Origin of the sequence: Bacteroides sp. Phil13 (assembly GCF_001940965.1) — a bacterium.
In the GTDB taxonomy this organism is placed as follows: domain Bacteria; phylum Bacteroidota; class Bacteroidia; order Bacteroidales; family Bacteroidaceae; genus Bacteroides; species Bacteroides intestinalis.
On record NZ_MSHA01000047.1, the window covers coordinates 1 to 11,758 of the forward strand.

Genomic DNA, 11,758 nt, shown 5'->3' on the forward strand with positions numbered 1-11,758 from the left:
GACCCGGGATTGAACCGGGGACCTCATGATTATGAACTCTAAGGTCTTTTCCTTCTATCTAATTGCAAAGAAATAACTTGCAGACTTTCCCTTTTTTCTCCGTACTACTATCGTAACACTTTTGCGCTTTTTAAAAATAATCCCCGGATTTCTCCGGGGAATTGGAACACCGGGCCGCAACTCCCGGCGAACGCAACATTGATGCAAAGATATGCTTTATTTTGAAAAGAACCGCTTGACGTTTTTAAAAATCTCCTTTCGCTTGAAGTAGAGAAATACGCCAACCGCCAATAAAGCCAAATAAAAAATATATCTCCAACGTTTCGGATCGGGAACGGGGGTTTCTTGCTCTTTTTGAATATTGTTATTCTTAAATGATTCATGATTGGTCTTCTCGCTTTCAGAAACGGCCCTATTTTCGACTTTCCCCGTTTTGCTGAATACTTTATTGACCGACAACGTTTCGATTGATTTGACGGCTCCTTTTGGCTTTTTGCTTTCCGGCGGTTTATATTCTGAAGGCAAAGGAATATTATTGGCATGTAGAACGGAATCTTCGGGTTCTGATCCTGTTTCGTATTCTCTTGCGTTTCGGGCCGGATCAAAATATTCGATTCGGGTGTACGTGATTTCAAGACCGGACATTTTGCTTGTGTCTATCCGGGTTTCAATGAATGATCTTTCATTTTCTTCCTTTGTAGTGTTCTTTTCGGAAGAAGAAGTCATTTCGGACAACTTCTTAACTGAAGAACACGACAAGCAAAAGAACAAAGACCAAAGTAAAACAAAAATATAAAACAACTTTTGCATAACTACAAGTTTTTAAGTTCTGATAATCTATTCAACCACCCTTTGCGGAAACGTTTTTGGGTGTATTTTAGAAGTTCGGCTTCTGTTGCTTTTCGGCCGATCTTTTTTTCATACTCTGAAACGGAACGTTCGACAATGTTGTTGATAAACTTCACACGTTCGTCATATATTGCCAAAAACAAGGATTTGGGATCGGCAAAGTTTACCGCTTCGATAGTCTTAGGGCCAACGATACCGTCAACATCAACACCAAGAAGACGTTGCGGAATTTTTATTCCATGCGATCCCGAAGCCCAAACCCAATCAACCAAAATATTTGCGATTTTTTGGTCGTTAATAGTATCCGCTTTCCAACGGTTCCAATAATGGGGAACCAACACCCGGTCCCGGACATCTTCATTCGTCAACAATTTTAGATCATCAACGTCAATGTCCCCGTCACCGTCCTTGTCATACCCAACTTGTCGCCAAGTTGTTATTGTAACGCCTTTGTTTGTTGCGCCGCCCCGATCCGTTGGATCATTTACGAAACCACCTTCCCAACGCAAAATGAATGGTAACAAAATATTAGCATTTGCCATTATCGCCCCCTTTCTTTAATTCGTGCAAATCAATGTCAAAGTGTCTTTCGGTTTTATCAACCATGATTCTTTGTGCTATTTTAGCCCATTTTGAATCATTGCAAGACGATTCATTTTCCAACATTGACCAAACTTGCCAAAAGCATACAGCCCCGGCGACAATGTTTGCCAACTTCACGGGCAATCCTTCAAGAATGTATGTTTGTATCAAAAACGCAAGAACGGTCAAAGCGTAGACTTTAATCAAAGTTACAAAGACACGTCCGGCATAGTTGCTCTTAAACTTACCGTCATTTGCTCCGGGGAATTTCTTTTTTACTCTTCGGGATAAAGACCAAGCCGTCCAACAATCCATGAAGACCGCCAACGTGCAAATCAAAATGAACGGAACGGTTGGTTCAAGGAAAGCACACACCGCACCGAATACACCGAATAAGTATTTGCCGACTGAATTAAAAATCGCTTTCAAAATTTCTTCCATGATTTATGTAAATTGAAAACACTTGCCAACCTTGACAATAGTAGTGTCCATAGGGTACAAGTTAAGAAGCGGCAATCCTTTGGATTCACGATCTTTATTGATGATTGGAATACGTTGTTCGGCTTCCTGTATAGCACCAATTAGAACGTCTGATCCTGTAAAACAAGACCGTCTTTGCCCTTTCGGATTTCCGTCTTCTCCTTTTTCCCAAGACCCGTCCGGCAACCAAGTTGGGAAACATACTTGCATTTGCATACGCAAACCGCTTGAATTTTTCCCCGGAAAATTCGTCGGTTTGATAATTGTTTTTTCAATCAAGATGTGTTGTCCGAAAAGTTCGTCCATTTCGATTCCCTTTCCGACAACAACATCGGTTGTAACCCCAAGATCACTAAATTTCATTGTTGAAAGTATTAAAAGTTATTGAATAAGTTGACCCGAATAGTTTAGAAAGTCGGATTCAACCATTTGTTTAATTTCTTCTACTTTGTTCAAATAAGCAATATACTTGTCTTGCAAAGTTTTATCCTCTGAAATCCCAAGTTCAAAACGCTTGTTGTCATTTGCAAGGTCTATTTCTTGCGTCACGTCCCAAGTGTTTGAAATTACGGCCTTTTTTACGGTTTTTGATGTTGGTATCCCCCACACCTTTACGCTTTCACATTCCCAAGACTTCTTGACGGGAACATTTTCTTGATCAACTTCTTGCGGCTGATCAACTTCTTTGAAATCGTAGTTGTAAAACCATGAACCATTGCCAAGATTTTGAAATACATTTGGCTTATCGTCTGAAACTGATTTCATACGCTGAATTTTTTAAAAGTTTGTTTACAAGGTTTATTGAATCGCAATACTTACACCAACCCCACCAACTGCAAATCTGTTGTTTGAAGGATTCAAATTTTATGTCTGTCTTTTTGTTCAATTCTGCAACCCGGCGGCAAAATCTTTGCTTGATAGACTTTCGTAAAAGTGTGTGAGTATGAAAGAAGCGGTATCCTAAAAAGTCAATCCCCCGTGAATCGACCGGAAATACTTGAAAATTGTGCTTGATTTTCAATTTCAAATTGTCCCGAAGGTAAACCCGCATTTCACGCAATAAGGCGTGAAGTGATTCTTTGCTTGAAGATAGAATCACAATATCATCGGCATAGCGATAGAAATATCTTACTTGCTTGACTTCTTTGATCCAATGATCAAAATAAGCAAGATATAAATTGGCGAAATATTGGGATAAGTAATTCCCAATAGGTACACCGTCGGCCGAATCAATAATTTCGTCAAGTAACCAAAGCAAGCGTTTATCCTTTATTTTTCTGCGAATAACCTGTTTTAGTATATCGTGATCAATAGAAGGATAAAACTTGCGAACATCTATCTTTAGACAATAAATTGTGCCTTCCGGGTCTGTCTTTAAATCATATTTGACCCGTTTAGCGGCTGCATGTATTCCCCTATTCTTGATGCAAGAATAGGTGTCATTCGTGAAGACTGAAACCCAAATCGGTTCAAGAACATTCATAATTGCATGATGCGTGATCCTATCCGGGAAATATGGAAGTCTAAAGATTTGCCGTTCTTTTGGTTCATAAATTGTGAAGACATCATACTGTGACGTCTTGTATGTTTGAGTTAAAAGCATTTCTTGAAGACGCAAAAGATTCTCGTCACGGTTTTTGTCGTGCCGTTGGACCCCGTAAGATCGAAGCTTTCTTCTGCGGGCTTTTTCATCGGCCAATCGCAAATTCTCAATGCTACAAATCTGATCATACAAATTTCCAAGTCTTTTCATTTATCTTCATATTATTGTATATCAGTGTGATATACGTTTGCTTATATAATGGGGGTCTTCGGGCTTTGATACCCTACCAACACCGTTTTATAAAATTTATTTTTTGCCCTTGGTTTCCCAAGTCATGCAAAACAAACTGTTTTGCTTTTGTGGCAAGGTTTCCGTCGATGCAATATTTTTATAAGCATAGCTGAGAACCGATATTCGCATTCGTATTCGACGCCGTATTATTCGTATTCGAGTAGCTGACACCTGCATTCGCACCATTATTCGAAGAACCGCTGAACAACACACCCCGACGACGGACAACCCTTTTATTTCAACTCAAAATTTCAAAATTCAAAAAACGATTCGGGGCGTTACACGCCCGGTAAAAAGCAAAGCCGAGAACCGACAAGCGCATTCGTAGACGACGCCGTAGCATTCGTATTCGAGTAGCCGACACCCGCACTCGCACCAAGATACGAAGAACCGCCGAACAACACAACCCTTTGAGCTTCACCGGAAGCCGGAATATTTGTATAGAAATAATCTGAAAAATATGTCGTCGATCCGGCCCCAACTGCAAGCGGCATGAATTCACCATATTCACCGATAATCATTTCCTTGATATAACCTTCTTTGCGTGGCAATACGCCCCGTAATTCATAGTTATTATAGTTTGTATCTTGGAAATATTGCGGGTCCTCACAAGCGTAAAATTCAGATAATCCCCCGTCGGTTTCTGATTGGATACGGCATTTACAACCGTCAACCCATGACCAAATATGACCGAATGGATTTTCTATTCCACGATAAGAAGGAACACCAACGGTCAAGATCGTAGTGTCATAATCTTGCGGTAAGTTGTAATTGACAACTCCGGTTGCATTACCTAATGAATTGGTTACACCGCAAGGAAGAAGCGGATAATAACCTGTAAAATTGCTCCATTTCGTACTGTTTACCGTAGTAACTCCCGCACCCAAGCCGCCTTGCTTGTATCCTTCCGAAGTTGGTTGCGCATTGAACGCTAATTGGCAATTAAAGTTTGCATACTCAACGGCACGCAACCAATACAACGCACGTTGCACGAAGTATGTGTCGCAATTCCAATTGACTGATCCACGATTTCGGGCGTACTTTCTGAAGTTGGTTAAACTGATTGCAGTTGCGGGACGTCCTAATTGCGTTTTGCTTAGTTCGTCCCAAGCCGTTTGATTTCCCCCGCCCCTGTAATCGGCTGAAGTGTTGACAACTGAAGACAATTTCAATGTCGAACGTTGAAGGGCGGCTTCATACGCTGAAATATACATTTTCGGGATGCGTCTAAATCCGGGCAAAGCGTATATTGACATCAAACAACGGCGTTTAGTTCCTTCCATTTCAAAGCGGACATAGTGTTCCGGTATTTCGACCATGACTTGCCCGGTTGCCCCCGTCAGATCAGCCGCCGCACCGTTGTCACGTTTAGTCGAATCATTGGCATGAAGATAATAAACCACGTTTCCGGCATCATTCAAGATGCAACGGCGCATAAGTGATTGAATAGGCAATGAAACATGAAGTTCCGGTCTGCCTAAACGAGTACAAGCGGAATCGGCAACATTTGTGTCCCATTCGATCCCATAAAAGTAATTATAGGGGAATTTTGGTTCCGTTCCCCCGATTCCAATTAAGATTCCCATATCAATAGCCCCATTTAAGTTTGACATTTGACAATGAAGTTTGCTTCACTGCCTTTATAATTTCCGGGTTCCAACCCGGATAAAGCCTTGTTTCAATGAAGGTCCCGTCGTCCATTCCGGCGGGCGTAACTTCAAGATAGACGTCTTCATTTCCTTCATTCTTTAAAAGGAAGGCTTGACCGTCCGGCAATGAAAAGTTGCTATCTTGCAACCCTTCAATATTGCCAAGCTTGGCAACTTGCGGACTTACCATTTCACCACTTCTTGTGTTCATAAGTTGAAAATTTTAGTTCAAAAATAGGTTGTATTATATCACTGTGATATATTGTTGAATAAAAAAAGCGTAAGTTTCCCGCTTAGATCAACGATTCAAGACGGTTGATTTCATCCCTAATTGATTGACGTTCTTTGTGTAATTCGTCAACATCATAGGGCATTTGTTCACCAATCAAAGAAGCTTCTTGGCATTTGATCACTTTATAATCTGAAGACGATAATACTTCTTTCAAATTATCAATCTTCTTTTGAGTATAAACCGAATCAACCTTCACTTCCCAATATTGTACAAGTTTTCCGTTTTCTTCTTTGTAGGAATCAACGGCAACTTCACCGTCTTGAACGGTTGGTTGTATCGACGAAACAAGATTGAGAAACCCGGCATTTCTCAAATTCGCCATTTTTACACCGTTGTTCGGATCACAAAACCGAACATCAATCATTCCTTCGTTATCAATTTTTGCTAATTCCATAATTTTAATTTTTAAGTACCATATCTTACTGTATAATAATGGCCATTGCAATACCTTAAAACCAAACTGTCGCCTTGTGCCATGTCAAGCCAACCATTCCCGCCGTTTATGCGTTCGGCGTTATTATCTACTAATACGCCGTCGTCACAACCGGAAAGTTTTATTCGATTGCTGTTTCCCAACCAACCAATTTGAATATAAAGCAAGAATGATATGTCCTTGCCCGATAATTCAGAGACGGTTCTATTCATATATGCCCGTCCGGGTAATCTTACATTTCTATATGCGGCCCCAATTGAACCGAAGAAGAAGTTGTTCGTTATACCGATATATTCTTCAATGATGTCGGTATATGCTTCACCGTGATAAGTGTCGTCAAAATGTGCATTACCCCCAATTGAGAAAGAATTTCCGTCTACTTGCAAAGCCCTTTGGGTGTACCAAGATGAATTATTCCTTGGTCTAAATTTTGTATATAAACCAATTCCACTATTATATGAACTTCCCGAATATTCAAAACGGCCAAGACCCATTAATCCACTTGATGCGGGGAACACGTTTGCGCCTATTCCGGCCCACAAATTGGTTTTTGAGAATTTTATAAAATCGGATAACAATGCAAGACCATTGTATTTGCCTTCCATTTCAGAAGATTCAGAAACACCGATTCTTCCTTGCCCGATTTCAAAACCGCCAATGCTACCGGATATTGCCTTGATAATGCCTTCAATTGTTGCTTTTGATGCAATTATTGATCCGTCTTGTAAAACACGGAAAGGGGCCGTATTTCTATTCTCTTTTGAAGCCCCGGCCCAAAAACGAACCGAAGAAGCTTCCGTTCCTTCGCCTGTTATTCCTGCAAGGATAGAACCGCCCGATCCTGCAAGTTGTACCGTGCCGGAAGTGACAATACCCCCGTCAATGACTGTTTTTGTATTGTCATAATTCACGGCAATGACCCAATCGTTGATGCTATATGATTGTCCAACAACTTTTGCGGTTTGGCATCGCCGCAAATCGGCTCCATTTACCCACAAATCGCCAATGTCATACGGGGCGTATGGCGTTGAGACGAAGACACGACGTTTGCCGTCGGCGGTGTCTTGTGCTTTACTTGCTGCTTCGTATGCGTCCAAGGCTGTTTGATCAACGCTCCTTTGCCAATAGTATAGAACATTCGTTTTGGTTGTCCATTCTGAAGAATTATAACTTCCGGTTGTCCTTGTTGTGTTAGCTATTTTTATATACAAGTCTTGAATGAAGCAATCCCCGATTGTATAAGTGTTTGGCGTATTGATAAAAAGGGTTACACCGTCGGCCAAATAACTAACAACCTTTGCAGAAACAAACAACAAGTTTTCGTCGTCCTTTTCATTCCAATAGTAAGAAATTATAGGGTTTCCGTTGTTGTCATACTCAACTTTTTTGCTATAAATATATAGCTTCTTTGCGGCGGTATTATAATATAAATCACTTACATGTGCTTCTTTCAATATAGAAGTGTTCCAACTTGAAGCGGGTGCATTACTGATCGTTGGTGCGGTTCCTTTTTTCCAAAAATGAATCCCGTTTTTGCTAATGACATTTTTAAATTGAGAAACGTTTCCCTTCACATAGAAATACAATTTCTTATCCGTCGGGGTGTACCATGTGTCACCAACATGCTTCACTTGACTTTCAACGGTTGTCCAAGTTGTTGCGGGGTCTGATTCTTGAAACCAAGATTCGATCTTTCCGTCAATTTGATTCGTGAAGTCTTCAACAGTATTGGCGAATACTCCGTTTATGAAGGCCGTCAAAGCGGCATCCGAAGTGTATTTTGATGCCTTTTCCCAATCGCTTGAAGTATATGAACCGGACAAACGATTCGTTTTACAACGCATAATATCCCCCGAAGCACCTTGGACCCATAGGTCCCCGACTTCATACGGCGGGATTGGTGTAGAAGTGAATATTCTTCTTTTTTCCCGTGCTAATGCAAGGGCATCATTGGCAAGGGCCAAGGCGTTTGCAACTTCTGAATCTTGAAGTTCTTTCCATTTATAAACCGTTCCTTCCTTTACCCAACGAAAAACTTTTCCGGTTTTGGTATTATAAAACAAGTCCCCCAAATGGTTTTCTTTCAAGGTTGTCGTTGTCCATTCTTTGGCCGGAATATTGCTTGTCGTTGGATCGTATTCATAAAAGAATTGTTCAATTTGCCCGTCAAGTTGTGCCCGCAAATCATTCAATATGCCCGGCAAAGTGTTGTCGATATAATTCTTTGCGTCAAGGGATTCTTGCCCTAATTCTTCAAGCGTTTTTTCTTGGCCGTTTGAATCAAACACGATCTTCCCGCCAATTTCCCCGGCGTCGAGATCAAAATATGTGCTTCCGTCGGGCGATTGAATACGTCCTGTTTTGATAAATCTTCCGTTGACGGTTGTAAAACCATAGGTCAAGGAAACGGACCGGACATGTAACATTGTATCTACCGAATTAACAACTCCGATCCAAAAATGATAATTCATTGCATCTTCTTCAACGCCAATTTGTTGCGGTGTGAAAACTATTGTTCCGGTATTTCCTTGTTTCAAGACTTTCGCATAAATATAATAAGCTTGTGAATCAGACAAGAAGGTTGTGTCCCCGTCCGATAAGGTCCAAGAACGGGGCATTTCTTCAATAGCATAATGCGTCAAAATACCGCCTTTTACCCGCATAAGGTTTTTATTTCCATTGAAATTTGGCTGAAATACGGTTCCAACCAATCCAAATTGCATTGATTTTGCGCCAACTGACAACATCAAAGTATCAACCGAATTGGGCTTGATCTTATCAGTGTAATAATCACCTTCGGGATCAAAGACCATATTTAAAACTTCTTGCGCTGATAACCAATCACGACGGGCCTTTGCAGGGTCTTTCAAATTATTGATAGTCAATATTTTGTCAATGTCAATCAAATCCGATATAACACGGGTATATGTTGACCTTTCAACCGAAACATCTGCAATTGTCAAAGTGTATTTGTATTCGTCGATCAAATCCCTTGTGAATGATTTGACACGGATAGATTTATCAACGTCTATGTCCGTATCAATCACCGGGATATAATCACCAACCCAAATTGCGTTCGATGTTGTACCAAGGCCCGCAATACTTTTTAAAAAGAATTCGTCAAGTGTCAATGAGTATTGCACCTTTGGTTGGCAATTCTGCTGAAGAAATTTTGTTCCGGCTTCTAACAACTTTTTTTCGGCTTCGTCAATGTATGATTGTGGCAAAGCAATGTCAATCAACACATATTCGTCACCTATTCCGAATTGAAATGCGGAAGATGTTTCGGAAGGGAAAGACATATCCCTGTTATCGGTTATTTTTTTTAGCGTGAAGGTATGTGTTGCGTGATCATAAGCATGAATTTCAAATTCATATCCGGCCAAATTCCCCGTATTGAAATGTACCTTTGCCGACACCCCGTTCAATAAGTATTTTGTTGTTTTCCCGTCTGATTCAGTTTCATTCAAGTTGAACATTGTAGAATCGGAAAACTTTAAAACACTGTCCCCCAAGGCTGATATTGTTCCGGTGCGGTGTGGGTAAATATCATCAAAGTTCTTTGTGTTTTCCCAAATACCATATTGCGCAATTGCTTTGGCATCTTCAAGATAACTTTGTGCCTTGGTTTTATTGGGAAGACAAAGTTTTGTGCAACGGTATTTTGATGTTATATTTTTAGTTGATCCGTAGCATTTTAATCGGGTGACTATGTTTGAGGAAGACACCTTTTCCCTTGTCAATTCGTAGATTCCCAATCCTTTTCCATATTTGAAAGTGAAAGGGAAAGTCTTTCCTACATTGGTGATGTTTATTGTACATACACCGTTTGCCGATTGGATAATCTCAAATTCAAGCCCGTATTCGTCACAAACATTTTGAAGTACTGAAAGGCAATTGTCGGAATCTCCGAAAGTCAATGTCTTTGTGTCTGTGTCCGGACAAGAACCAAGAACCCATTTTCCGGGAAATATTCGGGATATATTGGCAATTAACACTTGCATGAAACGGCGTAAATCACCTGTCAATGAATCCCCTTGAACGTCAACACCTGTTGTGTCAATTGTGACATCATAAGAAGCACGGGCAAGGTCATATTGCACGCCTTCAAATTGCAAGTCATATTGAAAGTTATATGCCGATTCTTTTTTGACTTTAGGCAACACATTCAACGTATATCTTCGGCCGAATATTTCAATCCTGTCACCAATTTCGTATGCTTGTGGGAAAGGAGATTGAACCGTTATATCAACAGTGTCGGCCCCCAATAATTCGACCTTTTGTTTTGCGCTTGAAATTCGTGTTGTGGTTCCCCTGTTTTGAAGGGGAACCCGTGAACCGTCACGCCGAATAATTATAATTTGTTCCATACTACAATTGCATTTGTTTCAAACTTTTCAATTTCGTCAATACACCCGGCTACAATGATGTAGTAATCACCGTTTGACTTGAATGTATGATTGACAACCAAGTCTTCGCCGTAAATGTCTGTCTGAACTTCACCGTCACCCCAATAGATGTCAACAAGCTTTGTTGTTGTGATTTTGATAGAGCAATTTTGCGTTGATTCTCCGACACGAATAAACTTTAGTACTTTTTTTACCGGGGACGGCTCCTTCAATTTCAAAGTGAAAGTTCCTATCATTAAACTATCATCCCAAGTCTTTTTGATTGCGATTGCATCTTCTGAATATACTTCATAGACAAGCGGTTTTGTTGGGTGAATATCAACCATAAGGCGGTGTGTGCCCGCTTTGTCGAAGATTTGGAAAAAGCGGTTCACTTTACTTGCAAAGTCGCCTTTCCCTTCTACGGCTTTAATAAAGCAAGACAAGGTGATTTCCCGACTTTCGTAAAACTTGTGATTCAGATCAACGCATGTTCCGTGATAGTTGTCCCATGATACGGACATCGGGGATTTCATTTTTGGCCGATCTGTCAACCCGTCGGAACCGGAAACATATACGCCGTATTCTTTCAGATCAACACCGTCAATGTAATATGTCAATTGTTTGACATTTGACATTTCTTCGATCAAGTCTTCTTGGGAAAGGGCAATATTATAAAGCTTCATGTCGTCAACACAACCTTTCCCATATTCACCCCCGAAATAATCTTGATTCAATGAAACGCCTAACAATGTGCCGGAACGGTTTATTGTCTTCACAAGTGCGGTATTTACATAGAAATTGTATTGCGCCCCCCTTTTGGTCATAGCAACGGAAACCCAATTGCCGCATGATAATTCAATTGGGATTTCGGAATATTGATCAACACCGTCAAAGGCAAGAAGCCAAATCACTTTTGAAGGGCTTCCCGCTTCAATCGACATTGGATTGACCCAACATAAGATTGAAAATTCGCCCGAAAGATTCAATACGTTTTTAGAAATCTTACATGTGTCTTTGCCGGAAAACTGAATTGCATTTCCAATCTTACCGGAAACAAACTTTGCACCGGACACAATGCCGTCCGCACGATTGGCCGAATAGTCATAAGCGATCAACGAACCGTCCGATTCGTCGAAAGGTAAATTCAAAATAACATTCTTTGTATTTGCCATTTTAGTAAGTTTTTTTATATTTTTCAATAACTTTGATCACGGCCCTTTCTGAAGATTCTGTCTTCAAAGTACCGCC

The 11,758-nt window shown here is 40.6% G+C and carries 11 protein-coding genes; all 11 read right to left on the reverse strand.

Annotated elements, in window-relative coordinates:
- Window positions 1-216: 216 nt before the first annotated feature.
- Window positions 217-810, reverse strand: coding sequence for a hypothetical protein (locus tag BWI44_RS08785; RefSeq protein ID WP_005778784.1), 594 nt, complete (start codon window positions 808-810; stop codon window positions 217-219).
- Between the two features lie 2 nt (window positions 811-812).
- Window positions 813-1,391 (reverse strand): glycoside hydrolase family 108 protein, encoded by a 579-nt coding sequence (locus tag BWI44_RS08790; RefSeq protein ID WP_005778783.1) that lies wholly within the window; start codon window positions 1,389-1,391, stop codon window positions 813-815.
- The gene (locus tag BWI44_RS08795) at window positions 1,378-1,872 is read right to left on the reverse strand and encodes a hypothetical protein (protein WP_005778782.1); all 495 of its coding nucleotides are present in this window, start codon (window positions 1,870-1,872) and stop codon (window positions 1,378-1,380) included. Before BWI44_RS08795 ends, BWI44_RS08790 begins: the two co-directional genes overlap by 14 nt.
- A gap of 3 nt (window positions 1,873-1,875) precedes the next feature.
- Window positions 1,876-2,274, reverse strand: coding sequence for a hypothetical protein (locus BWI44_RS08800; protein WP_005778780.1), 399 nt, complete (start codon window positions 2,272-2,274; stop codon window positions 1,876-1,878).
- Between the two features lie 18 nt (window positions 2,275-2,292).
- Complete coding sequence (locus BWI44_RS08805) at window positions 2,293-2,676, reverse strand: hypothetical protein (protein ID WP_005778779.1); 384 nt, start codon at window positions 2,674-2,676, stop codon at window positions 2,293-2,295.
- Window positions 2,654-3,664 carry an RNA-directed DNA polymerase gene (locus BWI44_RS08810; RefSeq protein WP_005778778.1) on the reverse strand — a complete coding sequence of 337 codons (1,011 nt, stop codon included), beginning with the start codon at window positions 3,662-3,664 and terminating at the stop codon, window positions 2,654-2,656. Before BWI44_RS08810 ends, BWI44_RS08805 begins: the two co-directional genes overlap by 23 nt.
- Window positions 3,665-4,023: 359 nt before the next feature.
- Window positions 4,024-5,331 (reverse strand): hypothetical protein, encoded by a 1,308-nt coding sequence (locus BWI44_RS08815; protein WP_286812970.1) that lies wholly within the window; start codon window positions 5,329-5,331, stop codon window positions 4,024-4,026.
- 1 nt (window position 5,332) lies between these two features.
- A complete protein-coding gene (locus BWI44_RS08820) occupies window positions 5,333-5,605 on the reverse strand; it encodes a hypothetical protein (protein WP_005778775.1) in 273 nt (90 codons plus the stop codon).
- A gap of 82 nt (window positions 5,606-5,687) precedes the next feature.
- A complete protein-coding gene (locus tag BWI44_RS08825) occupies window positions 5,688-6,080 on the reverse strand; it encodes a hypothetical protein (RefSeq protein ID WP_005778773.1) in 393 nt (130 codons plus the stop codon).
- Between the two features lie 11 nt (window positions 6,081-6,091).
- Window positions 6,092-10,489, reverse strand: a complete 4,398-nt coding sequence (locus tag BWI44_RS08830; protein ID WP_286812971.1) for a phage tail family protein — start codon at window positions 10,487-10,489, stop codon at window positions 6,092-6,094.
- Window positions 10,474-11,682: a LamG-like jellyroll fold domain-containing protein gene (locus BWI44_RS08835; protein ID WP_005778771.1), complete on the reverse strand. Its 1,209-nt coding sequence runs from the start codon at window positions 11,680-11,682 to the stop codon at window positions 10,474-10,476. Before BWI44_RS08835 ends, BWI44_RS08830 begins: the two co-directional genes overlap by 16 nt.
- Between the last annotated feature and the right edge of the window lie 76 nt (window positions 11,683-11,758).

Excerpts from the sequence above, each read along its gene's own strand:
- BWI44_RS08785 (WP_005778784.1), bottom strand. The coding sequence starts at position 810 with ATGCAAAAGTTGTTTTATATTTTTGTTTTACTTTGGTCTTTGTTCTTT.
- BWI44_RS08790 (WP_005778783.1), bottom strand. The coding sequence starts at position 1,391 with ATGGCAAATGCTAATATTTTGTTACCATTCATTTTGCGTTGGGAAGGT.
- BWI44_RS08795 (WP_005778782.1), bottom strand. The coding sequence starts at position 1,872 with ATGGAAGAAATTTTGAAAGCGATTTTTAATTCAGTCGGCAAATACTTA.
- BWI44_RS08800 (WP_005778780.1), bottom strand. The coding sequence starts at position 2,274 with ATGAAATTTAGTGATCTTGGGGTTACAACCGATGTTGTTGTCGGAAAG.
- BWI44_RS08805 (WP_005778779.1), bottom strand. The coding sequence starts at position 2,676 with ATGAAATCAGTTTCAGACGATAAGCCAAATGTATTTCAAAATCTTGGC.
- BWI44_RS08810 (WP_005778778.1), bottom strand. The coding sequence starts at position 3,664 with ATGAAAAGACTTGGAAATTTGTATGATCAGATTTGTAGCATTGAGAAT.
- BWI44_RS08815 (WP_286812970.1), bottom strand. The coding sequence starts at position 5,331 with ATGGGAATCTTAATTGGAATCGGGGGAACGGAACCAAAATTCCCCTAT.
- BWI44_RS08820 (WP_005778775.1), bottom strand. The coding sequence starts at position 5,605 with ATGAACACAAGAAGTGGTGAAATGGTAAGTCCGCAAGTTGCCAAGCTT.
- BWI44_RS08825 (WP_005778773.1), bottom strand. The coding sequence starts at position 6,080 with ATGGAATTAGCAAAAATTGATAACGAAGGAATGATTGATGTTCGGTTT.
- BWI44_RS08830 (WP_286812971.1), bottom strand. The coding sequence starts at position 10,489 with ATGGAACAAATTATAATTATTCGGCGTGACGGTTCACGGGTTCCCCTT.
- BWI44_RS08835 (WP_005778771.1), bottom strand. The coding sequence starts at position 11,682 with ATGGCAAATACAAAGAATGTTATTTTGAATTTACCTTTCGACGAATCG.